This window comes from Serratia sp. OS31 (assembly GCF_014164835.1).
GTDB lineage: Bacteria > Pseudomonadota > Gammaproteobacteria > Enterobacterales > Enterobacteriaceae > Serratia > Serratia liquefaciens_A.
In genome coordinates, this window is sequence record NZ_JACJFQ010000021.1 from 85,431 (window position 1) to 109,075 (window position 23,645).

Here is a 23,645-nt window from a genome sequence, read left to right on the forward strand (position 1 = left end):
TATTCCAGGATAGAGGAGTGAGCCTGAGAGCGATTATAACGGAAGTTTGGCCCCGTGGATCGGGGCCAGAGCGACAGAATTTACTCGTGATGATGGGAATCGTGCTGACGGGCGAAAGTGACCTGCATGCGAGCGCCGCCAAGCGGACTGTCGCTGATGGTGATGGAGCCGTCATACTGTTCGATAATCTCCGCCGCCACCGACAATCCCAATCCCTGACCAGGGCGCAGTGTGTCTACCCGCTGGCCGCGTTGGAAGATCAATTCACGCTTGCTTTCCGGGATCCCGGGGCCGTCGTCATCGATGACGATAGTAAGGTATTTATCGGAGTGGAGGGAGGTGATTTCAACGAACTCCAGGCAGTATTTACAGGCATTTTCCAGTACGTTGCCCATCACTTCCATAAAGTCGTTTTTCTCCCCCATAAAGGTCACTTCCGGTGAAATATCCAGCGTGATCACCACGCCTTTGCGTTGATATACCTTGTTCAGCGCCACGTTCAGGCTGTCGAGCAGCGCCGGAACCGAGTGGATCTCGCGCGTCAGCACCGTTTGCCCCGAATTGATGCTGGCCCGATGCAGGTAGTAACCGATTTGCTGAGAAATACGACTGATCTGATCGAGCATGATCGGTTCGACTTCCTCGATGGTGGTCTGCTTGCCGGTACGCAATGAACGTAGCGTAGTTTGCAGCACCGCCAGCGGCGTTTTCAGACTGTGGGTCAGATCGGAAAGCGTGGTGCGGTATTTGGTGTAACGCTGACGCTCGTTACGCACCAGAATATTCAGGTTGCGCACCAGCCCTCGCAGCTCGCTGGGCGGGTTTTCGTCGAGTTGTTCGCGTTCGCCATTTTCCAACTCACCAACCTGACTCACCAGCGCCTTGATGGGCCTCAGGCTCCAGTAGGCCGCCAGCCACAGCAACGGGACCACCAACAGCAGGTTGGCCAGCAGCACGTAGCTGAACCATTCCCATACCACGTCGGAGCGCTGTAATTCCTGTGGAATGGTGTCGACCACCACGATGCTCAAAGCCGGCAGCCGCGCGGTGGCCGCGTAGGTGTTGACCGCCACGGAGTGGGTCAGGGCATTTTGATCGTTATCGTCATAGTCTTTGAGCTGATCCTGTGCCTTGGGGTTGTTGCCCAGCACTTCGCTACTGATTCGGGTATCGGTATCAATTTCGTAGAAGCCAGACTCTTCCAGCCACTCTTTATTGATGCGCTTTTCCAGCTCCGGTACCTGGCGCTGGCTCCACAGCAGCTTGCCCTTATCGTCGTAAATAAACACCAGGGTAGGGAAGTTGAGATCGATATCGGGCGGAATGGCGATGGTAAGCTTGTTGTCTTTCCATTGGGCCAGGCTGAAGAACAGATTGCTCTCACCGCGCAGCAGGCGGAAGGCGGTTTTGTCGAAGCTGACAATATAACCGACCACCGCCACCAGACCATAAGACAGGGATAACGCCAGGATCACCCCGGCGGTGGCCATCAAAAAGCGGGCGCGCAGCGAAAACGGTTTTTTACCCTTGTTGAACATGGCGTTCATTTCGCATCAAAACGATAGCCCTGACCACGAACCGTGGTGATCACTTCCTGTGGGTACTCGGCCTGCAACTTTTTACGCAAACGCCCCATCAGTACGTCGATAGTGTGGCTTTCACGCAGTTCGGCATCCGGGTACAGCTGCAACATCAGCGAGTCTTTGCTGACCACTTTGCCGGCGTTGCGGATTAAGGTTTCGATGATGGTGTATTCGAACGCGGTCAGTTTGATCTGCTGTTCGTTGACGCTCAGCTCGCGGCGCGAAAGGTCGATTTGGAACGGAGGCAATACGATCACCTGAGAGGCCAAGCCGCTGTTACGGCGCATCAGTGCCTGCATGCGGGCAATCACTTCTTCCAGATGGAACGGCTTGGTCACATAGTCGTCGGCACCGGCTTCCAGCACCGCCACTTTGTCCTGCCAGCTTTCACGTGCGGTCAGCACCAGGATTGGCAGCTTCATTTGGTGGGCGCGCCAGCGGCGGATCAGGCTCAGGCCGTCTTCACCCGGCAGGCCGAGATCGACAATGGCGATATCCGGCGCATGTTCCTGAAGGAAATAATCGGCTTCCTTGGCATCTTCCGCCGCATCAACCTGGTGACCCATTTCACGCATCTGGACGGAGAGGTGGTGACGTAATAAACCGTTATCTTCAACAACCAGTACTCGCATGGCGAACTCCTGTGGATCGGCGGGTGAACATCCTGTCACCCACGCAGTAAAGGTAACACGCTCAGCAGCGTGTGAGGGATAGCGTGCGTCAACCTTGGCCATCCGATCGTGATATTGACGTTATGGTAGGTATAACCGGCTTTTACCGCAAGGTACGCGGCGCCTGGTGAGCATAAGCGCTATCGAAATTTTGTTCGCCGTTATTATCGGCAACATCAAATAAACGCAGGATAAACAATGCGGAGGCAAAGTTAAACCAAACTTAAACGGAAGCGGCTGCGAAACGGGTTCGGGGCCCGGCTGGCGGGCCCGCGAATGTTAAGGACGGGGCGGTTTACTGGCGCTGTTTTTGCGGATTTCCTGCACCTCGGCGGCGGTGACCGGCGGCGCACGATTGCCCCAGCTGCTGCGGACGAAAGTCGCAAGCTGGGCAATTTGCTCGTCGTTCAACCGCCAGCCAAAGTCCGGCATGGTCAATCCGGTGGGGGCGCCGACGGTGATTGGCGTACGGGACCCGTTGAGAATAATGCTGATTAGCGAGGACGGGTCATCGCTTAACAGCGCCGGATTGTGCGCCAACTGCGGGAAGGTGTCGCGATAGCCCTGCCCGTCGCTGCGGTGGCAGGCGGCGCAGTTATCCAGGTAGGCTTGGGCGCCGGGGCGGCCGACATCGCCGTTTGCCAGCAGAGAAGCCGTTGCGCCGTTTTGCCGCAACGGCTTCTCTTGATTATCCGCCCTTAACGATTGCAGATAGCCGGCGATGGCACGCAGGTCGGTATCACTCAGGTATTGCGTGCTGTCCTGAACCACGTCCACCATCGAGCCGAAAGCGGCAAATCGGTTGTTGTGGCCGGTCTTCAGGAAGCGGGTGATGTCCTGCTCACTCCAGCTCCCCAAACCGCTTACCGTATCCGCTCTCAGGTTGGCAGCATGCCAGCCTTCCAGCGTGCCGCCACTCAGATAGGCGCTGTCACTTTGGTTGAGCGCCTTTTCCTGGAAGCCAATACCGCGCGGCGTATGGCAGGTTCCGCAGTGGCCCAGCCCCTGTACCAGATAGGCACCGCGGTTCCATTCGGCGCTTTGGGTGGCATCCGGCTGATAAGTTCCGTCCTCTCGGAACACCAGATCCCACATTGCCAGAGGCCAACGCATATTCAGCGGCCAGGGAATATCGCTGTCTTTATTCTGTTGAGCTACGGGCTGAACCTGATGGGTGAAATACAGGTATAAATCGCGCACATCCTCATCGCTGATTTTGGCAAAAGAGGGATAGGGCATCGCCGGGTAGAGTCGGGTGCCGTCGCGGGCGACACCTTTACGCAAAGCGTCGCTGAACTCCTGCAGGCTGTATTCGCCAATGCCGGTCTGTTGGTCCGGGGTGATGTTGGTGGAGTAGATGGCGCCCACCGGGGTGGTCATTTTCAGGCCGCCGGCAAAGGGCGCACCGCCAGGGGCCGTGTGGCAGGCGGCGCAGTCGCCGACGCGAGCCAGGTATTCCCCGTGCAGGAGCCGGGCGGCCAATTGCGGGTCGTCGGCCGCCTGTACCGTCGCGGTGCCCAGCATCAACAGCGCCAGCAGCGAGGGGGTAAATCCTTTCATGTGAAGCTCCTTATGCTATCAGGCCTGAACCAGCGGACCGGGGTTTTTTAAATACTGCGTGCGGATCGCCTCGGCCGAATAATAGGCCAGCGCCCCGACGATGCCGGTGGGGTTGTAGGCCAGGTTCTGCGGAAAGGCACAGGCGCCGGTGACGAACACGTTAGGGACATCCCAACACTGCAGGTATTTATTCACCACGCTGGTGGTCGGGTTATCGCCGGTAATGGCGCCGCCGGTGGTGTGAGTCGACTGGTAGGGGCGCACATCGTAATGATCGCCGGTTTTTTTCACCGATACCGCTATCTGTTTGGGGTTCATGGCATTGGCGATATTCACCACTTTGCTGGTGATGTGCTGTGTCATTTTGATTTCATTGTCTTTCCAGTCAAAGGTCATGCGCAGCAGCGGCAGGCCGTAGCCGTCCTTGTAGGTCGGGTCCAGATCCAGATAGCAATCCCGGTACGGCATCACTGAGCCTTCGGAGCCGATGCTCATCGAGTGCGGGTAGTTGTCCCTGATGCTCTGTTTCCAGCCACCGCCCCAGGCAGGCGAGCCCGGCGGCAGCATCATTTGCTGGATAGGTCGGCCACCGGTGCGGGTGGCAGAAATGTAGGCACCGCCGATAAAGCCCAAATCGGCATGATCGAAGTTCTCACCGTTCAGATCGTCGATCACCGTGCCGGCCGCGCCTGCGCCGATAAACGGATTGAAGTGCGTATTCTGGTCGTAAAACAACGAGATACCGCTGTTCATCTGATAGGCGTAGTTCTTGCCGACCACGCCTTCACCGGTCACCGGATCGTAAGGTTTGCCGATGCCGGACAACAGCAGCAGGCGAACGTTATGCAGTTGGAAGGCGCTGAGGATCACCAGATCGGCCGGTTGTTCCACCTCTTGCCCCTGGGCGTTGATGTAGGTGACGCCGGTGGCTTTCTTACCGGTGCTGTCCAGATTCACTTTGATCACCTGCGACTGGGTGCGCAGCTCAAAGTTTTTGCGCTGGGTCAGTACCGGCAATATGGTGGTTTGCGGCGAAGCCTTGGAGTACATAAAGCAGCCGAAGCGCTCGCAGTAACCGCAAAAGTTACAGGGGCCAAGCTGCACGCCGTAAGGATTGGTATAGGGCTCGGAGCAGTTGGCGGCGGGGATGGCGAACGGGTGATAGCCCAGAGATTCGGCGGCCTTGCCGAACAGCGAACCTGAATAGAGCTGTTTCAGCGCCGGCGTCGGGTATTCGCTGGCACGTGGCCCTTCAAACGGATTGCCTCCCTTGATGATATTCCCCTGCAGGTTGCCGGCTCGGCCGGAAGTGCCGCACACTTTTTCGAACTTGTCGAAGTAAGGCTCCAGCTCCTGATAACTCAGCGGATAATCCTGCAGCGTCATGCCTTCCGGGATCCATTTGGCCCCGTACTTTTCATTGAGGGTGGTGTGCAGCTTTAAGTCGGATGGCAAGGCTCGCCAGTGCATGCCGTTCCAGTGCACGCCGGCACCGCCGACGCCGTTGCCGGGCAGAAAAGACCCGAGCTGGCGGTAGGGTACGGCAAACTCTGCCGGGGTGTGGCGCACCGTCACCGTCTCATGCGCCATTTCCTGTGCCAGTTTCAGGCGAATGCCGTAGGTCAGTTCGTCGGCAATGCGCGGATAGGCAAAGTCCGGGTAGGTTTCACGCTGCTCACCGCGCTCCAGCGCCAGCACGCTCAGGCCGCTTTCGGTCAATTCCATCCCCATTATGGCGCCGGTCCAGCCAAACCCGACGATAACCACGTCTACCGGTGGTTTTTTAATTGTGCTCATTTAGGCATTCCTTTTGCTTGAAATACTGACCGGGCCGAGGGGATAAGGCTGATTGGGGCGATTGACCCAATCGGTGTAATCCGCGCGTGCGCCGGGGAAACCAATCAGCTTCCAGGACGCTAACGTCTGGTTGCCGCCATGCACCGGATCGGCCAGATAGCCTTCTTTGGTGTTGGTCAGCAACTGGTCGAAAAATGCCTTGCCGGGCAGGGCTTCCGAATCGATTTGGCCGTGCTCCAGCGCCGTCAGCAGCTGTTCCTGCTCGGCGTGTCCGAGTTCGGCAAACACCTTTTGAAACTGCCGATGGCAGTGCGCATTAACTTCACGGATACCGATGCGGTAAGTCTCGCGCGGCGTCAGCTTGGACTGATAGCCCAGCTCCGGTGGGGAAGGAACGAAGGGCGGATGCATGTACCACAGTCCGCCGTGGCCGTAGGGCGTTTCCATTTGTCGGTCGATAAATATTGGTACGCCCTGATCCACAGCTCCGGGGCCGTTAGCGTCCGTCGGGATCAGCCGGTCGCAGGCGGCCAGCAGAAAACGCCATTCGTCACCGTTGAAATAGACCGGGACATAGTGGCTCGATACGCCGGGGGCAGGCGCCGCCTTGGCTTCCAGCGCCATAATGCTGCTGCCGGCGGCCGCCAGCGGGATTAAAGCCAGGGTCTTTTTTAGAAAGTTACGCCGGGGCGGCGTAGCGTCGTGCTGTTGTGACATAATTCCACCTTGAACATGCTTCACAATAAATGCCTGCGCAGGCAATAACGGCCTACGCCGCGGCTCTCCAGCAGCGGTAAACAGGCGGGGAAGGGTAAATGAATCATAAATAGCCATATAAGTAGCAGGCTACTGGTATGGTTGTTTCAGTGTAGGGCTGGCGAACTGAACGAAACAATCGATGATCTGTTTCAAAACATTTTGTTCACAATTAAGTTGATTTAGATCAACTTATCAACATACATACCGCGGGTTTGTCTGCGGCAGACCTTCGACCCGGAGCAGCATGAAGCACAGCAGTGACAGCCGGCCGGATATGATCCAGGCCACCTTCAATCGGCATTTACGCCAAGGCATGACGCGAAAAGCCGCGCTGCATCTGACCATCAAGCAACTGGTGACGGCGGGGGAGCTGGACTATCTGGCAAAACTGCCGCCCAGCCGTGTGCTGGCAGCCCGGCTGGCGGTTTCGCGCGATACGGTTGAACTGACTTATGCCCAACTGGAGGCCGAAGGCTATATTGCCCGCGCGGTGGGGCGCGGCAGTTTTGTCAGCTACCAGCAAAATACCCTGATTGGCCGCGAACTGTTGGCTGAAAACCCGGCCGGGAGCGCTCAACTGGCTGAGTCGGAACTGAGTGTGCATGGCCGTTCCTTGCTGCTGGCAGCCCATACTCCGCACACCAGTCGAAGCGACTCGCTGACGCCTTCCGTGCCCGATTTACGGCTGTTTCCCATCGATAGTTGGTTGCAGTTGGAAAGGCAGGCGGTGCGACAGGGGGCCGAGCGCCTGCTGGGGTACGCCGATCCTCAGGGGCTGGTGGAACTGCGGGAGGAGATCATTGACTATTTACGGCGCGAAAGGGGCGTGAAGGCCAGCGCGGAGCAGGTGATTGTGGTGACCAGTTCACAGCAGGCGCTCTCGCTGTGTACGCAGGTGTTGTTTAATCCTGGCGACCGGGTGTTCGTGGAAGAGCCGGGCTACCAGGGCGCCAAAAAACTGGTTCAGTCGGCAGGTTTACTCGCCCAACCGATTGGGGTAGATCAATCCGGTCTGGATATCGATGCATTGATTCGGGAAGAAGCGGGCGGGCGGGGCGTTTACATCACGCCATCCCATCATTATCCGTTGGGGCATTCGCTCAGTATTGACCGAAGGTTAAAGCTGTTGGCCTGGGCGCACCGTGAAAAAGCCTGGATTATTGAAGACGACTACGATTCCGAGTTCAATTACGACGGCCTGACCAGGGCATCGCTGCAGGGGTTGGATCAATACCAACGAACTTTGTATATCGGCACTTTCAGCAAGACGCTATTCCCGGGGTTGCGCATCGGTTTTCTTATCGTTCCGCCGCAGTTGATTAAGCCTATGGTCGCCGCCAAGCAATTCCAGGATGGTTATACTTCCGCGCTGCCGCAAATGACGCTATTCAAATTTATTCATGAAGATTTTCATACCGAACATTTAAGGAATATGCGCAAAACCTATCAGGCCCGGCTGAAGATCTTGCATGCAGCGGTTCATCAGCATCTTGGCGCCTGGACTCAGCCGCGTTTGCCGCAGGGCGGGTTGCAACTGGTTTGTCCGGTGGCCGACGCGGCAACTGAACGGCGCCTGATTCAGGCCGCCGCCGCCCAGGGGATGAAGGTCTATGGCCTGATCGATTTTTATACCGGGCAACCCACGGAGGGGGCGCTGGTACTGGGTTTTGCCGCTTATTCCCCAGACGAGATTGTAAGATTCGTCAAAAAGTTATCTTCTATTTTCAGCGCGCTGTCGTCTTAGTTCCGACGGCGGTTGCACATCAAAATTGGTCTGTTCACTGTTATTAATTGGTCTGTATTCAGTTCGCGATGGTGCGGGTATCCTGCTGGTATTACGTTATTTTTTCTCAGAAAAAGCCCCGATGACGCCTTGATCGCCCCCGCCTTTAAGGTGGCTTGAAAGGCAGCGGGAATACCATTTTATTAATACCAGTGAGGCACTATGCTCCCAATAAGTCATGAATTAGCAGTACGTAAAATACAAAACGCCGATAAGCCGCAGTGGTTGGAACTGTGGCAGGGGTATCTCCATTTTTACCGTGCGGATGTTTCGGCGCAGGTTACCGATCATACCTTTGAGCGTTTGTGCGAGGATCAACAGGTCTACGGCCTGGTGGCGGAAGACAGAAACGGCAACCTGCTTGGGTTCATGCATCTCATTTTCCACCCTTCAACCTGGAGCTCGGCCGGTTATTGTTATATTGAAGATCTTTACGTTTCGCCGGCGGGGCGCGGCAAGAAAGTGTCCGAAAAACTCTTTGAACAGGCCTATCAGTTGGCGGATGAAAAGGGCAGCGACAGAGTTTATTGGATGACGCAGGAATATAACGCCCCGGCGCGGTCGCTGTACGACAAAATCGGTCAGAGAAGCTCATTCATCGTTTATAACCGTTAACGGCAGGCTGTAGGGGGTTAGGGTGATCAATCAATTCGGGCAGCCGACAGGCGAGCCATTATCCGATTGGCAGGCGGCGAAGCGCCCTGCGGGCGAGACGCTTAACGGACGCTTTTGCTGTCTGAAGCAACTTGAACCGCAGCGGGATTATGCGGCTTTGTTCAGCGCTTTCCAGCAGGCGGTGGACGGGCGGGACTGGACTTATTTATCGATAGAACGGCCTGAGAGCCCTGCGGCGATGTTGCAGCATCTGAACACCTTACAGGCGAACGCGACGCTGGTGAATCTGACGGTGTTTGACAACGTCAGCCAGGCACCGGTCGGGACGGTAGCCTATATGCGTATCGACGAAGCTAATGGCGTGGCTGAGATTGGTCACGTCAGTTGGTCACCGGCGATGAAACAGCGCTCCAGCGCCACCGAGGCGATTTATCTGATGTTGCGGCACCTGTTCGAGGATTTGGGCTATCGCCGGTGCGAGTGGAAGTGCGACAGTCACAACGCGCCTTCCAAACAGGCGGCGGCGAGATTTGGCTTCCTGCATGAGGGGACTTTCCGCTATGCGGTGATCACCAAAGGCCGCAGCCGGGATACCGACTGGTTTGCCATTACCGCTGACCGTTGGCCGGCAATCAAGGCGGGGTTCGAGCAGTGGTTGAGTCCCGATAATTTCAATGCGCAAGGGCAGCAGATAAAACGCCTGCAGGATTTCATGCCACAAAAATAAAAGAGGCGGCCAAAAGGCCGCCTGTTTGCTATCGGAACAAAACGCTTATTTCAGCTCATCGACCATGGTCGCCGCGCGGCCAATGTAGTTTGCCGGGGTCATGGCTTTCAGACGGGTTTTCTCTTCTTCCGGCAGTGCCAGACCATCGATAAATGCCTGCATGCCGGCGGCATCCACGCGTTTGCCTCGGGTCAGCTCTTTCAGCTTTTCATAAGGCTTTTCGATACCGTAACGACGCATCACGGTCTGGATCGGCTCGGCCAGCACTTCCCAGTTGTGATCCAGCTCGTCCAGCAGGTGCGCCTGGTTCACTTCCAGCTTGCTGATGCCTTTCATGGTCGCCTGATAGGCGATCAACGCATAGCCCAGGCCCACGCCCAGGTTACGCAGCACGGTGGAGTCAGTCAGGTCACGCTGCCAGCGCGATATCGGCAGTTTGCTGGCCAGGTGGCCCAACACCGCGTTAGACAGGCCCAGGTTGCCTTCGGAGTTTTCGAAGTCGATTGGGTTGACCTTGTGCGGCATGGTGGAAGAGCCGATCTCACCGGCGATGGTCTTCTGCTTGAAATGATTCAGGGCGATGTAACCCCAGATATCACGGTCGAAGTCGATCAGAATGGTGTTGAAACGCGCCACGCAGTCAAACAGCTCGGCAATGTAGTCGTGCGGTTCGATTTGGGTGGTGTACGGGTTCCAGGTAATGCCCAGTGAAGTCACGAAGTCTTCGCTGAACGCATGCCAGTCCACTTCCGGGTAAGCGACGATGTGGGCGTTATAGTTGCCGACTGCACCGTTGATTTTACCCATGATCTCCACGCGCTCCAGCTGACGGAACTGACGTTCCATGCGGTAGGCCACGTTGGCGAATTCTTTACCGACGGTTGACGGGGTTGCCGGCTGACCGTGGGTGCGGGACAGCAGCGGAATATCGCGGTATTCCAGCGCCAGGCCCTTGATAGAATCGATGATTTTGCGCCAGTACGGCAGCACCACATCCTGACGCGCAGTTTGCAGCATCAGCGCATGCGAAAGGTTATTGATGTCTTCTGAGGTACAGGCAAAGTGGATAAACTCGGACACCGCCTGCAGAGCAGGGATCGCCTCCACTTTTTCTTTCAGGAAATACTCAACCGCTTTCACGTCGTGGTTGGTGGTGCGTTCGATGGTCTTGATGCGCTGCGCGTCTTCTTCGCTGAATTCCGCGACGATCTTGTCGAGGAAAGCGTTTGCGTCGGCGTCAAAAGCCGGAACTTCTTTGATTTCTGCACAGGTGGCCAGTTTTTGCAGCCAACGTACTTCAACCTGCACGCGGAATTTCAGCAGACCGTATTCGCTGAAAATGGCGCGCAGTGCGCTGACTTTATCACCGTAGCGTCCATCAACGGGTGAGACGGCGGTCAGTGAGGATAATTCCATCGGTAGCAACTCCTGGGATCGATTAACAATGAGCAACGATATTTTGCGCCTGTTTAAACAGACGATTACGGGAAAACATTAACTGCAGGCGGCTGCCGCCAACCTGTTGCCACAGTACGGCGGCACGGATGCCGGCCAGCAGCGTGGCGCGAACCTTGGCCTGTACCTGCGGATTTTGCAGAATGGCCGGCGAGCCGGTCACCTGGATACGCGGCCCGAGCGGGCTGACCACGTCGACATAAATGCCGGCCAGCGCACTGATAATAGTGTCCGATTCCAGATCAAAATGTGCCAGTTGGCGCTCTAACTGGCCGAGGCGTTCGCCAAGCTGATTCATCGCCTGTTTGTTAGCGTTGAGCTTGCGCTCCAGCACCATCAGGCTGATGGTGTAGCGGGTCAGTTCGGCACCCAAGCCTTTATTGTTGGCATTGAGCACGCTCATCAGCGTCTCGAGGCCCACCTTCAGATTGCGCTCTTCCCCGCCGAACACTGCCAGCGTGGAAGAGGGGTCCATCTGCAACAGGCTATTGAGCGAAGTATGGAAAGCTTCACGATCGCATTGGCCTTCGTGCGCCAACTGCTGGACCATAAGCGCTGCCTGGCTGATTCCAGCCATGGCCAGCGTAATGTCATAATAATTCTTCGCCACGATTACTCCTGTAAACGCTGTTCGATAATGCCGCCACCGAGGCAGATTTCATCCAGATAGAACACGGCAGACTGGCCTGGCGTCACGGCGGCGACCGGCTCGTCGAAACGCACTTCAATGCGTTGTTCGTCAAGCGGGGTAACGGTGCACGGAATGTCCTGTTGGCGATAACGGGTCTTCACCGTACAGCGGAAGGGGCCGCTCAGCGGCAGGCGATCGACCCAATGCAGCTGCTGTGCGATCAGCCCGACTGACATCAGGCGCGGATGCTCATGCCCCTGGGCGACCACCAGCACGTTGTTGGCCACGTCTTTGTCCACCACGTACCACGGATCTTCACTGCTGTCCTTCATACCACCGATGCCCAGCCCTTTACGCTGGCCCAGGGTGTGGTACATCAGGCCCTGATGCTCACCGACGGTCTGACCGTCAACGCTGACAATCGGGCCCGGTTGCGCGGGCAGATAGCGGCCAAGGAAGTCGCGGAACTTGCGCTCGCCGATAAAGCAGATGCCGGTAGAGTCTTTTTTCTTGGCGGTGACCAGATCGAGCTGTTCGGCGATGCGGCGCACCTCCGGTTTTTCCAGCTCGCCGACCGGGAACAGGCTTTGCGCAACCTGTTCGTGGCTCAGGGTGTAGAGGAAATAGCTCTGGTCTTTGTTGCCGTCGACACCGCGCAGCAGGCGGCTTTTGCCGTCAACATCCTGGCGGCGCACGTAGTGGCCGGTGGCGATAAAATCGGCCCCCAGATCTTCGGCGGCAAATTCCAGGAAGGCTTTGAATTTGATTTCTTTATTGCACAGGATGTCCGGGTTCGGCGTACGGCCGGCCTTGTACTCTTCCAGGAACAGTTCAAAGACGTTGTCCCAGTACTCTGCCGCGAAGTTCACCGTATGCAGTTCGATGCCGAGTTTGTCGCATACCGCCTGCGCATCGGCCAAATCGGTCGCTGCGGAGCAGTACTCCTCATCATCGTCTTCTTCCCAGTTTTTCATAAACAGCCCAGCGACCTGATAGCCCTGTTGCTGTAACAGATAGGCAGTAACGGAAGAGTCGACGCCGCCGGACATACCGACGATTACTTTTTTCTGGCTGTTGTCTGACATGGGGATCTCACGAACTTGAACACGAACCGTGCTGATAAAAAACAAGCGCAGGATTTTACCACGTTGCCTGCGCCGGCGCACGGCACTTATTCAACTCAGAACGGCCAGTTATAGCTGCTGACCAGCGACAGCGGGTAACGCTCCGGCTGTTGGTAACAACGAAGGCTTTCCGCGACCAGTGCGGATCGCAGGTTGGGGGCCTGCAAAATCTCGTCGGCGCTCAGCCACAGGCAGCGGTCGATATCGCTGTCGTGCGGTTCGGTCGGCAACTGCTGCTCGAGTTCGATGACAAAGCAGAAGCGCAGAAACGGCGTCTTGTCCGGCGCGATCCACTGGTGCAGCTTGAGGAACGACTGAGGCGTGGCGCGGATGCCGGTTTCTTCCCACAGCTCGCGCTCGGCGGCCTGCACCAGCGTTTCGTCGGCTTCGAGGTGGCCGGCAGGCTGATTCCAGAGCGCCTTGTGATTAATTGTCTCTTCGACGATCAAAAATTTGCCGGCGGCGTGAACCACGCAGGCAACGGTGACGTGCGGCTTAAACATAAAGGCCCCTTACAGCGGCTTGTTGATGTGCTGATAGATGTCATCGAGCTCGGCGATGCGGGTTTGATAGCTGCCGGCAAGGCAGTTGGCGTCGCTGCCGCACAGTTTTCGCTGCTCCAGCCAGCGTTGCTGCTGGTCCTGCATTTCACCACGCACTCCCATGGCGAACAGACCCCGTAAAAATTGGTACTTGGTTGCCATTTCCACGTCTTTGTCGCTCAGCGTGCGGCTGGCACAGATGGCCTTTTCGTCGGCACTGATGGCTTTGGCGCAGTCAAAACTGGCGGCCTGAACGGCCGGAACCGAAAGCAGGGCGGTGAACAGTAGCGCGGTTAATGTTTTCATCGTTGCTGCTCCTCGGGCTGGTTACAGTGAGTCCAGGGTTTTCCATTCACCGGGCTGCAATTCGCCCAATGAAAGATTACCCATACTGTAGCGAATCAGCCGCAGGGTAGGAAAGCCGATGTGTGCAGTCATGCGACGCACCTGGCGATTTCGGCCTTCATACAGGGTGACTTTCAGCCAGGCGGTGGGTATCGACTTGCGTTCGCGAATGGGCGGATTGCGCGGCCACAGCCATTGCGGTTCTGCGACCAGCTCTATCCCTGCCGGTAACGTCGGGCCGTCTTTGAGCGTGATTCCGCTGCGCAATGGCGCCAGGTCGCTTTCCTGCGGAGCGCCTTCAACCTGCACGTAATAGACTTTGCCGGTGCGTTTGCCCGGCTGGGTGAGCTGTGCCTGCAGCTTGCCGTCATTGGTTAACACCAATAAACCTTCACTGTCGCGATCCAGACGCCCGGCGGCGTAAACATCGGGAAACGGAATGAATTCTTTCAGCGTGGTGCGGCCGGCTTCATCGGTAAATTGCGGCAGCACATCGAACGGCTTATTGAATAACACCACGCGACGCGGCCCCTGTGCGACAGCGGGTTTGGCGGGGGTAGGGTTGCTGAATCGTTTAACTTTGTGATTTTTAACAGAGAATTTTTTCATAACGGTTGAGATTACGGATGATAGGCGCATTATAACCGAATCCGTTTCGGATTGGCGCGGACTGAAAATTCCAGTAGTATCTACACGCATCTTACAAAGCATTAACAAAAATTGCGCTTGAAGGAGAGGTTGATGGAAAGCAAAGTAGTTGTTCCGGCAGAAGGTAAAAAGATTACGGTCGATGCCCAGGGTAAACTGGTTGTTCCGAATAACCCGATCATTCCGTTTATCGAAGGCGACGGCATTGGCGTTGACGTTACCCCTGCTATGATTCACGTGGTTGATGCAGCAGTGAAAAAGGCCTACCACGGCGAACGTAAAATCTCCTGGATGGAAATCTATACCGGCGAAAAATCCACTCACGTTTACGGGAAAGACGTGTGGCTGCCGGAAGAAACCCTGGATCTGATCCGTGACTACCGCGTTGCCATCAAAGGCCCGCTGACTACCCCAGTCGGTGGCGGTATTCGCTCCCTGAACGTGGCCCTGCGCCAGCAACTGGACCTGTACGTGTGTCTGCGTCCGGTGCGTTACTACCAGGGCACGCCAAGCCCGGTTAAGCAACCAGAGCTGACCGACATGGTGATCTTCCGCGAAAACGCCGAAGACATCTACGCAGGTATCGAGTGGAAAGCCGGTTCTGCAGAAGCAGACAAAGTGATCAAGTTCCTGCGTGACGAAATGGGCGTGAAAAAAATCCGCTTCCCAGAGCAATGTGGTATCGGCGTGAAGCCGTGTTCTGAAGAAGGGACTAAACGTCTGGTACGTGCGGCGATCGAATACGCGATCACCAACGACCGCGACTCTGTGACCCTGGTTCACAAAGGCAACATCATGAAGTTCACCGAAGGTGCCTTCAAGGATTGGGGCTACGAACTGGCGCGTGAAGAGTTCGGTGGCGAACTGATCGACGGCGGCCCATGGCTGAAAATCAAGAACCCGAACACCGGTAAAGAGATCGTGGTAAAAGACGTGATCGCCGATGCCTTCCTGCAGCAAATCCTGCTGCGTCCGGCTGAATACGACGTGATCGCCTGTATGAACCTGAACGGTGACTACATCTCCGACGCCCTGGCCGCACAGGTTGGTGGTATCGGTATCGCACCTGGCGCCAACATCGGTTCAGACTGCGCGCTGTTCGAAGCCACCCACGGTACTGCACCTAAGTATGCCGGCCAGGACAAAGTGAACCCAGGTTCCATCATCCTGTCTGCAGAAATGATGCTGCGCCACATGGGCTGGTTCGAAGCGGCTGACCTGATTGTTAAGGGCATGGAAGGTGCCATTGCTGCCAAGACCGTGACCTATGACTTCGAACGCCTGATGGAAGGCGCTAAGCTGCTGAAATGTTCAGAGTTTGGCGACGCTATCGTTAAACACATGTAATGGTGTTTTAGCGTTAAATGATGACGGGAGCCTGATGGTTCCCGTTTTTTATTATGCAAACTACAATCTTTATCATCCCCCCACAAAATTCTCCTATTTAAATGGCAATAACGACCCAATCCAGCCCTGCCTATATATTATCGCGAGTGTTTTCGTAAAAATTTTAGCCATATTACCAGCCTCATTTAGATGTTTTGGTTGTGAGCCTGCATTTCTCGGGCCTGGCCTGCATCAAGAGAATCCGGACATTCAAAGATAAGCCAATGTTTACTGATAGGCCAAACAACGGCATTCAGTACGTTATGTCCTATAGATTACATAAACTGACTGCGTCGGTACCGGCAATGGTTCGGGTTTGTAGCCTGATAATTAAAATGGAAAGTCAGAGAGAGATTAATAATGGACAATCAAAAAGTTGAGTTTGGATTCGATACTATTGCAATGGAAGATGATACGGGAGCATCTCTGAGCGAATTACAAAGTCATTATAAAGTTGATGGTGTGGAAGTTTGGAAAAATTACGTTGAACTATATAAATTCGACGAGGGGGAATCGTTTGGTAACTATAGCGTGAGCATGTTGGAAATTCCCATCGATGCAGCGGGTAAGCCATTACCAACCGATATTTATATGCAGTCTCATGGGTTAAATGAACGAACCTTGCTCAGTGCGACCATCTGCGTTCATGGTGAGTGCGTCGGGTTCCAGAATATCGTTGGCGGTTCTGTGCGGCAACGTGATGGTGTATGGGGGCCAACGGTTCAGGCAAATTATACACGGCTGATTACACCGGTATGATGCCATCGTAAAATACCCCGCAGTATGCGGGGTATTTTTTACATTAAGTCGTAATGCCCTATCAAAAAACGACTTTTTATTATTCACTCCGCCTTGGTGGCGTCAGGGTGATTCTTGCCTTCCTCGATAAAATCTTCGTCGATCTCATCGGTGGTTTCCGCACTGTCGCGGCCGGAAAGAATATTCCAGCAGGCGATGAACAGAGCGGCGATCAATGGGCCGATAACGAAGCCGTTGATACCGTAAATCTCCATGCCACCCAGGGTTGATATCAGGATCAGGTAGTCCGGCATTTTGGTGTCTTTGCCGACCAACAGCGGGCGAAGAATATTGTCGACCAACCCGATGATCACCACGAAGAAACCGACCAGGAACAGGCCTTTCCACAGCATGCCGGTGGCGAAGAAATAGATGGCTGCCGGTACCCAGATAATGGCGGAACCCACTGCCGGGATGATGGACAGGAATGCCATCAACGCGCCCCACAGCAGACTGCCGTCGATCCCGGTGAAGTAAAACGCCAGACCGCCAAGCGCACCTTGCACCACGGCCACCACCACCGTGCCTTTCACCGTCGCGCGTGACACGGCAGCGAATTTCACAAACAAATGGTGTTTAACGTGCTGGGATAACGGCAGGGCTTCGAGCGTCAGATTGACCAGGTAAGGGCCGTCTTTGAGCAGGAAGAACAGCAGATACAGCATGACGCCAAAACCCACGGCGAAGTTGAAGGTGCCTTTACCAATCAAAAAGACGCTGCCGGCCAGGTATTGGCCGCCCTTGAGTGCCACTTCGGAAAGCTGTTTCTGTATTTCCGCGGCGCTGTCCAGATTATGCTCCGCCAGAAAATGCCGTGCCCATCCGGGGAGCAATTTCAGGGTGTCGGCAACAATAACCGGGAACTGCGTATTATTGGTCTGCAGCTTGGTGTAAACGACATTCAGTTCAATCGCCAATGAAGAAGCGATGATCGCCAACGGCGTAAAGACGATCAAACAGATCACCGCGAGCGTTATCAATGAAACCAGGCCGTTTCGATCGCCCAGATACTGTTTAAGTTTTTGTTTCACAGGGTGGAAAATCACCGCCAAGATGATAGCCCACAGTACAGATGAGTAGTAGGGACCCAAGACGTCCATAAAAGCAGCGGTAACGATAAAAAGGATCAGAAGAAAGAATCCCTTTGAAATACCTTTAGACATCATACCCGTCCCTCAGATGATAGATTTTGCCGGTGAATCTCGGTATTCACCGGCATTGACACTTCTTGAAGAATAAACCCTATCATCACAAACGGTTAACAGGTAGCGGATTTTATCGGCGAACAGTTAATAAAACTTAATAATAGTGCCTCATAGTATGAGGATATTAAGTTGATGAAACGTCGGTTGGGTAACTTGGCCAGGCAGGCATTGCCTAGGATCTGGTTTTCGACGCTAGCGCCAGTGCCAGCATGCTGCCCAGTACCGCGGCGGCCAGTACCATACCTGCGGGCGCAGACCAACCGGCGTAGGCGACAAGGCTGCTCAACACGATGGGGCCGAGCACCTGCCCGAGATAAATGCCTTGCATCACCAACCCCAGGCTCAGGGGGATCAGCGTAGGCTCGGGTGCCGCCGCCGGAGTGGCCGCAAGGATGGTGGCGGGCATCATGCCGCCAATGGCGCTAAACACTAAGCACAGCGGGATAAGCAAAGCGTTCGGCGTAACCGACAGGAAAACACCGGCACCGGCAAACCCCATCAGCAGGCTGACAACGGCGAGCAGGGTTCGGGCCCGCACACCGCGCGAAAGCAGTATGCCAGCGGTAAGATTGCCGAGGATATTGACGGCTATCACCGCTGCGCTGATCCCACCGGCGGCAGCCAGCGTCAGCCCGATGCGCTGCATCAGGAAAATCGGCAGAAAGGCCATCACGGCAAAGAACTGCAGGTTATAGGTGGTAAATATCAAGGCCAGCAGCAGGGGCTGCCGTGCGCGCAGGATGCTGCCAAAGGCCTGACGCAGTTTCAAGGCAACAGCGGAAGACGTGGTGACAACGGCTCGTGGGGTGGTTAACGGTAGCAGCAGCGCTGCCAATAGGGTGAGGATACCGCCGGCGATCCAGCTTTGCTGCCAGTCGCTGAAATGCGGACCGAAAAACAGCGAAACGGCAATCCCCGCGGGCATAAAGGTGCTCCAAATACTGAAGACCAGGTTACGTTTTTGCGGTGAAACTACGCGCGTTAGCACGGTTGGCGCTGAGACCACGACGATGACGAAACCTATCCCTTCAATCGCGCGGGTGACGATCAAACCGGTGAAGTCGTGCTGTGCCGCACCCAGGAAGCTGGCGGCGCTGACGATCACCAACCCCAACGCCAACAAACGCCGGTCGCCCCAACGGCGCACCAGCAGGCCGGCGGCGATGCCACCGAACACGCCGATAAAGGGAAAGGCCGAAATGATCCAGCTCAGCGACTCCAGCGAACGGCCGAATTCGCGTTGCAATTCCGGTAAGGCGATGGTCGCTTTACCCACGTGAAGGGCGACGGCAATACCGGCGAGCACTACATTGACGATAGCCGGCCACCGGGTGGTCGGGGTATCGAGGGTTGCGTTCAGCGTTTCAGGTTTGATGGCGGACATGGCGGTCTCCAGCGACGATAAAGACCAGACTATGCTCCCAGGCACGACGGGCGGCAGTTCAATTATGGCTCTGTTTGCCGCTGAAACCGCATATTTCGAGCTTTCTTGCTGAGGCCTGTTTCCACCGTTGCCACCTTATTACAGGATCCTTTGGCGGCCCGGCATCTCGGTAAAGGCTTTTGGCAATGATCGTTATCATTGAACATCAATGCCACTCTGGGTAACACTGATGGCAACATCCAAGGAGAGAACATGTACAGCGACAACGAGAAAAAATTTTATATCATCCTGAACCGCAACCACGAACCGGCCACCTTATTTAACGCTTCCTGCCATTTAACCGCCGGCATTACCGATCTGATCGAACAGCGTGAGTTCCACCATTATCCCAGCGCTATCGAAGGCGTAAGCGCCAATATGAGCCATTATCCGATCGTGATCCTGCAGGCGAAAAACAGCAGCCAGCTCAGCAATCTGATGCTCAAATGCAAGGAGGAAGGGGTGTTAGCCAACTTCTTTACCACCACCATGCTGTCCCATTCCGCAGAGCAACAAATTGCCGACACCGCCAATACCGAGTATGACAAGCTGGAGTTCGTTGCGGTGGCGCTGTACGGGGATAGCGAACAACTTAAGCCGCTGACGAAGAAATTCTCCGTTTACCGTTGAGGCTTCCCTCCGCGCTGGGTGATTAACGCGCCCGATCACATAAACTCCGCATCGGCTTTCTTTCAACCTGCCTGCCATGATAGTTTCTATCAAAATAGTGATGGGAATGATTATGGCAGGCAAAAAAACGACGCTGGCAGCCATCGCCAGAGAGGCGCACGTCGGTGTCGCGACGGTTGATCGAGTGATCAACCAACGCGCGCCGGTGCGGCCGGAAACGGAGCGTAAAGTCATAGCCGCGGCACAAAAGCTGGGTTTTGCGCTGGAGAAATCCCACCGACTGTTTGAAGCCGCCAGACAGCCTGCCGTGCGCCTCAAAATGGGTTTTATCCTGCTGAAAAAGGAGCATTCATTCTACTCGCAGCTGGCGGAAAGCTTGCTGGAGCAGGCTATGCCTTATCACGATCGCGAGAGTCCGCCGCAGTTTATTTTTCATGATATTAGCGCGGTCAGCGATACCGCCGCCGCCATTACGCAGTTAAGCCAGAGCGTGGATGTTATCGGGGTGCTTGCGCTGGATAATCCGATGATCCGCTATGCGGTTGAAGAAGCCACTCGCCAGGGCGTGAAGGTGTTCACGCTGCTGTCCGATCTGTCGGTACACTGCCGCGCCGGTTATATCGGGTTGGACAATCAACAGGCCGGCCGTACGGCCGCCTGGGCAGTGGAGCGCCTGTGCCGGCGGCAGGGCGAAGTGGGGGTGATCATCGGTGACAACCGCTTTCAGTGTCAGGAAACCTGTGAAAGCAGCTTCCGTTCCTATCTGCGTGAGCATTTAAGTACGCATCGGGTGCTTGAGCCGGTCCGCGGCCATGAACAGGCCGAAAGTGCCAGGCAAGTGACTCACGACCTGCTGGAGCAGCATCCTAACCTGGTCGCCCTGTATGCGCCCTGCGGCGGCGTGGAGGGGATCATTGCCGCATTGCGTGAGAGCGGCAGGCAGCATGAGATCATGCTGATTTGTCATGGCCCGGTTGAGGGGGGCGAGATGGCGTTGATCGAGGGCACTTTGGATCTGATGTTGAGGCACAGGATCCAGGAGTTCGCTGCCTCGATCGTCAACACCTTTATTTCCGCCGCCAGCGGCGACGTTTCCGGGTTCATCCACTGCATCAACCGTTTTGATCTGATCACCAAAGAAAATATCTGATTATCGGCTCCCGGCCTGGGAGCCAATTCCCTTGCTAAAAATACCGCACTCCCGTGAGGTCACGGCCTGCCTATGTTTGATAGAAAAATATCATTTTATCTATCAAAAATAACGCGATCTTCATCAAAAAATGAAAATTCCATCATTGTTGATTTTGAAATTTTTGTTTGATACTGGCGCTACGCCCACCACGAAACGGAATGAAAAATGATCTTGCCTATTGCCAATGCTCCCTGCAGCTGGGGAGTGGATGATCCCAAAAATCCTGACCTACCGCCTTATAGCAAAGTGCTGCAGGAAGCGAGCGCAGCAGGTTATCGCAGCATTGAATTGGGGCCCTGGAGCTATCTGCCCACCGATGCTGTGACCTTGATCGCGGAGTTGCAACGGCACTCGCTGTCGCTGGTGGCCGGCACCCTATTTGACGATCTGGTCAGCGAACAGAACTTTGAGCATATCCTGGCGCTGACTCACAACATTTGCCGCAGTTTGTCGCAGGCGCCCAAGGCGCAGCCCATTAACGAAGGCTATTTCTCACCGCCGTATCTGGTGATCATCGATTTCGGCAATCCGCAACGGGCCAGATTTGCCGGGCAATCAAAGCAGGCACCGCGGCTGGAGCCCGCCGATTGGAACCGGATGATCGGCCATATCATTACCGTCAGCGAGATTGCCTGGCGGGAATATGGGGTACGGCCGGTGGTACACCCGCACGCCGGGGGCTGTATTGAATTCGCTGATGAACTAGAACTGTTGGCCGCGCAAATCCCGCACCACACTGCGGGATTGTGTCTGGATACCGGACATCTGTACTACTCCGGCATGGATCCGGTCACCTGGCTCGAGCGCTACTTCTCCCGGATTGATTATCTGCATTTCAAAGACGTTAACCCGCAGGTGTTCCGCAATCTGTTGGATCGCGGGCTGGATTTCTTTAGCGCCTGCGCGCAAGGGGTTATGTGCCCGCTGGGGAAGGGCGCGATTGATTACCCAGCCGTGCGCGATTTATTGGCTGCACGAGGCTATCAGGGGTGGATCACCATTGAGCAGGAACGGGATCCGCGTCAGGTGGAAGGCAGCCTGCGCGACGTAACGGAAAGCCTCACCTATTTACGAAACGTCGGTTTTTAATCAGGAGCAACAAGATGATTAACGGTATTAAGCCTCTGGAAAGATCGCTTCGCTGGGGCATGGTCGGCGGCGGCGGCACCAGCCAAATCGGTTATATCCACCGTTCGGCCGCATTGCGCGACGGCGCTTTCACCTTGCTGGCCGGCGCGTTTGACATTGACGAATCGCGCGGGCGCAGCTTTGGGCAAAGCCTGGGCGTGGCTGCGGAGCGCTGTTATCCGGATTACGCCACGTTATTCCGTGAAGAGGCCGCCAGGGCGGACGGCATAGAGGCGGTTTCCATCGCTACGCCAAACAATACCCATTTCGCTCTTTGCCAGGCGGCGCTGGCAGCCGGTCTGCACGTGGTGTGCGAAAAACCCCTGTGCTTCACCGCGCAGGAGGCGCAATCCCTGGTGGAGCTGAGCCAAAAGCAGCAAAAAATTATCGGGGTCACCTACGGTTATGCCGGGCATCAACTGATCCTCCAGGCGCGCCAGATGATTGCCGATGGCCAACTGGGTGAGATCCGCATCATCAACATGCAGTTTTCCCACGGGTTCCACGCCGCGCCGGTGGAACAAGACAATCCCAGCACGCGCTGGCGGGTGGATCCGCGATTTGTCGGCCCCAGCTATGTTCTGGGCGATTTGGCTACCCATCCGCTGTTCCTGGCGGAAACCATGGTGCCGCAGTTGAAGATCAAACGGCTAATGTGCAGCCGCCAGAGCTTCGTCAAAACCCGTGCGCCGCTGGAAGACAATGCCTATGTGTTGATGGAGTACGACAACGGCGCGGTTGGCTCAATGTGGTGTTCGGCCGTCAACAGCGGCTCTATGCATGGCCAAAAGGTGCGCATTGTGGGTGAAAAGGCCAGCCTGGAGTGGTGGGACGAGCAGCCTAACCAATTGCGTTTTGAAGTGCAGGGCGAACCGGTGCGAATCCTGGAGCGCGGCATGTCCTACCTTGATCCTATGGCCTTGGCGGACGATCGCATCGGCGGCGGTCATTGCGAAGGGCTGTTCGAGGCCTGGTCAAATCTTTACAGGCGTTTTGCGCTGGCGATGGACGCTACCGACCGGCGCGACGAGGCGTTTCTGACCGACTTTTGGTACCCCGACGTGCATGCCGGAGCGATGGGCGTGCGTTGGGTAGAAAACTGCGTGCGTTCTGCCGATGCCGGTGCCAGTTGGGTAGAGTTTGGGTAATCATTTCGACGGGCGTAATTTTCTGCCAGATTGATTTACCGGCAACTTTTCCTCAGTGGCAATGGGGGATTCTGTGGTTCGCTTCATTAGATAAAACTTTAAATTCTGTTAAGTTACTTATTAGCGTAATCACAAGGAGAGAACGATGTTAGAGCAATATTACCCGGCCACCATGAGTTCCAAACCCATCACGGACGATCAGCATAAAAGGTTGGTAGCGGTGCAAGCGGCGCTGGAGCTGATCAAGGCGACCTTGTCCGACACCAATGACGGCAACGGCGTAGACTTCCAGCTTAAGGCTGCCGAAAAGCACGTTGGTCCGCTGGCCGATGCCATTCAGGAAGCGCTGAAGTAAATCTTCGTGCTGATGTTCAACCGCCCAAGTGAAGTGAACCCCATTTATTGGACACTTTGCGTGGCGGCTAACATGGCCTGAGTCCGGTACTGTACCGGGCTTAGACCGTTTAGTTTTACCTTGATGCGTTCGTTGTTGTA

The 23,645-nt window shown here is 55.7% G+C and carries 24 protein-coding genes; 10 read left to right on the forward strand and 14 right to left on the reverse strand.

From position 1 onward, the window contains the following. Nucleotides 1-80: 80 nt before the first annotated feature. The 5 genes from phoQ to H5P17_RS17510 all read right to left on the reverse strand — a co-directional run bounded on the left by phoQ (nt 81) and on the right by H5P17_RS17510 (nt 6,328). A complete protein-coding gene (gene phoQ, locus H5P17_RS17490; protein WP_044552877.1) occupies nt 81-1,538 on the reverse strand; it encodes a two-component system sensor histidine kinase PhoQ in 1,458 nt (485 codons plus the stop codon). 5 nt (nt 1,539-1,543) lie between these two features. Beyond that, on the reverse strand, nt 1,544-2,215 hold the full coding sequence (phoP, locus tag H5P17_RS17495) for a two-component system response regulator PhoP (protein WP_020826469.1): 672 nt from the start codon (nt 2,213-2,215) through the stop codon (nt 1,544-1,546). Nucleotides 2,216-2,533: 318 nt separating this feature from the next. Then, nucleotides 2,534-3,814: a cytochrome c gene (locus H5P17_RS17500; RefSeq protein WP_182824290.1), complete on the reverse strand. Its 1,281-nt coding sequence runs from the start codon at nt 3,812-3,814 to the stop codon at nt 2,534-2,536. Between the two features lie 18 nt (nt 3,815-3,832). Then, complete coding sequence (locus H5P17_RS17505; RefSeq protein ID WP_182824292.1) at nt 3,833-5,611, reverse strand: GMC family oxidoreductase; 1,779 nt, start codon at nt 5,609-5,611, stop codon at nt 3,833-3,835. Next, nucleotides 5,612-6,328, reverse strand: a complete 717-nt coding sequence (locus H5P17_RS17510) for a gluconate 2-dehydrogenase subunit 3 family protein (protein ID WP_182824294.1) — start codon at nt 6,326-6,328, stop codon at nt 5,612-5,614. Nucleotides 6,329-6,614: 286 nt separating this feature from the next. On the opposite strand from H5P17_RS17510, the gene H5P17_RS17515 reads away from it, so the two are divergent. The 3 genes from H5P17_RS17515 to H5P17_RS17525 all read left to right on the forward strand — a co-directional run bounded on the left by H5P17_RS17515 (nt 6,615) and on the right by H5P17_RS17525 (nt 9,495). Continuing rightward, a complete protein-coding gene (locus H5P17_RS17515) occupies nt 6,615-8,114 on the forward strand; it encodes a PLP-dependent aminotransferase family protein (protein WP_182824296.1) in 1,500 nt (499 codons plus the stop codon). A gap of 201 nt (nt 8,115-8,315) precedes the next feature. Continuing rightward, the gene (locus H5P17_RS17520; protein ID WP_044550005.1) at nt 8,316-8,768 is read left to right on the forward strand and encodes a GNAT family N-acetyltransferase; all 453 of its coding nucleotides are present in this window, start codon (nt 8,316-8,318) and stop codon (nt 8,766-8,768) included. A gap of 25 nt (nt 8,769-8,793) precedes the next feature. Further along, nucleotides 8,794-9,495, forward strand: coding sequence for a GNAT family N-acetyltransferase (locus tag H5P17_RS17525; protein WP_182824318.1), 702 nt, complete (start codon nt 8,794-8,796; stop codon nt 9,493-9,495). Nucleotides 9,496-9,540: 45 nt separating this feature from the next. On the opposite strand, the gene purB is transcribed toward H5P17_RS17525, so the two are convergent. From purB to rluE, 6 genes are all read right to left on the reverse strand, one after another. Beyond that, nucleotides 9,541-10,911 carry an adenylosuccinate lyase gene (gene purB / locus H5P17_RS17530; RefSeq protein WP_182824298.1) on the reverse strand — a complete coding sequence of 457 codons (1,371 nt, stop codon included), beginning with the start codon at nt 10,909-10,911 and terminating at the stop codon, nt 9,541-9,543. A gap of 22 nt (nt 10,912-10,933) precedes the next feature. After that, nucleotides 10,934-11,560 (reverse strand): high frequency lysogenization protein HflD, encoded by a 627-nt coding sequence (hflD, locus tag H5P17_RS17535; protein ID WP_020826477.1) that lies wholly within the window; start codon nt 11,558-11,560, stop codon nt 10,934-10,936. A gap of 2 nt (nt 11,561-11,562) precedes the next feature. Continuing rightward, nucleotides 11,563-12,666: a tRNA 2-thiouridine(34) synthase MnmA gene (mnmA, locus tag H5P17_RS17540; RefSeq protein ID WP_182824301.1), complete on the reverse strand. Its 1,104-nt coding sequence runs from the start codon at nt 12,664-12,666 to the stop codon at nt 11,563-11,565. A 95-nt stretch (nt 12,667-12,761) separates the two neighbouring features. Next, nucleotides 12,762-13,208, reverse strand: coding sequence for an NUDIX hydrolase (locus H5P17_RS17545; protein ID WP_044550010.1), 447 nt, complete (start codon nt 13,206-13,208; stop codon nt 12,762-12,764). 9 nt (nt 13,209-13,217) lie between these two features. Next, nucleotides 13,218-13,553, reverse strand: a complete 336-nt coding sequence (locus H5P17_RS17550) for a lysozyme inhibitor LprI family protein (RefSeq protein WP_182824303.1) — start codon at nt 13,551-13,553, stop codon at nt 13,218-13,220. Between the two features lie 21 nt (nt 13,554-13,574). After that, nucleotides 13,575-14,201, reverse strand: coding sequence for a 23S rRNA pseudouridine(2457) synthase RluE (rluE, locus tag H5P17_RS17555; protein ID WP_182824305.1), 627 nt, complete (start codon nt 14,199-14,201; stop codon nt 13,575-13,577). 132 nt (nt 14,202-14,333) lie between these two features. Here rluE and icd point away from each other — a divergent pair, with 132 nt between their 5' ends. Continuing rightward, nucleotides 14,334-15,587: an NADP-dependent isocitrate dehydrogenase gene (gene icd, locus H5P17_RS17560; protein WP_012006449.1), complete on the forward strand. Its 1,254-nt coding sequence runs from the start codon at nt 14,334-14,336 to the stop codon at nt 15,585-15,587. Between the two features lie 399 nt (nt 15,588-15,986). Then, on the forward strand, nt 15,987-16,385 hold the full coding sequence (locus H5P17_RS17565) for a hypothetical protein (RefSeq protein WP_044550131.1): 399 nt from the start codon (nt 15,987-15,989) through the stop codon (nt 16,383-16,385). A gap of 83 nt (nt 16,386-16,468) precedes the next feature. Here the strand turns inward: H5P17_RS17565 and H5P17_RS17570 are convergent, their stop codons facing one another. Next, nucleotides 16,469-17,590, reverse strand: coding sequence for an AI-2E family transporter (locus H5P17_RS17570; protein WP_020826483.1), 1,122 nt, complete (start codon nt 17,588-17,590; stop codon nt 16,469-16,471). 211 nt (nt 17,591-17,801) lie between these two features. Next, nucleotides 17,802-19,013 carry a CynX/NimT family MFS transporter gene (locus tag H5P17_RS17575; RefSeq protein WP_182824307.1) on the reverse strand — a complete coding sequence of 404 codons (1,212 nt, stop codon included), beginning with the start codon at nt 19,011-19,013 and terminating at the stop codon, nt 17,802-17,804. 252 nt (nt 19,014-19,265) lie between these two features. On the opposite strand from H5P17_RS17575, the gene H5P17_RS17580 reads away from it, so the two are divergent. The 5 genes from H5P17_RS17580 to H5P17_RS17600 all read left to right on the forward strand — a co-directional run bounded on the left by H5P17_RS17580 (nt 19,266) and on the right by H5P17_RS17600 (nt 23,505). Beyond that, a complete protein-coding gene (locus H5P17_RS17580; RefSeq protein ID WP_044550141.1) occupies nt 19,266-19,682 on the forward strand; it encodes a DUF2000 domain-containing protein in 417 nt (138 codons plus the stop codon). 112 nt (nt 19,683-19,794) lie between these two features. Next, nucleotides 19,795-20,832 carry a LacI family DNA-binding transcriptional regulator gene (locus tag H5P17_RS17585; RefSeq protein ID WP_044550143.1) on the forward strand — a complete coding sequence of 346 codons (1,038 nt, stop codon included), beginning with the start codon at nt 19,795-19,797 and terminating at the stop codon, nt 20,830-20,832. Between the two features lie 207 nt (nt 20,833-21,039). Next, on the forward strand, nt 21,040-21,963 hold the full coding sequence (locus H5P17_RS17590; protein WP_182824308.1) for a TIM barrel protein: 924 nt from the start codon (nt 21,040-21,042) through the stop codon (nt 21,961-21,963). A gap of 14 nt (nt 21,964-21,977) precedes the next feature. After that, entirely contained in the window at nt 21,978-23,150 is a 1,173-nt protein-coding gene (locus H5P17_RS17595; RefSeq protein WP_182824310.1) for a Gfo/Idh/MocA family protein, read from the forward strand. A gap of 145 nt (nt 23,151-23,295) precedes the next feature. Further along, nucleotides 23,296-23,505: a hypothetical protein gene (locus tag H5P17_RS17600; protein WP_044550149.1), complete on the forward strand. Its 210-nt coding sequence runs from the start codon at nt 23,296-23,298 to the stop codon at nt 23,503-23,505. Nucleotides 23,506-23,549: 44 nt separating this feature from the next. Here the strand turns inward: H5P17_RS17600 and H5P17_RS17605 are convergent. Then, a partial coding sequence (locus tag H5P17_RS17605) for an IS3 family transposase (RefSeq protein WP_182824312.1) occupies nt 23,550-23,645 on the reverse strand: 96 nt, incomplete at its 5' end.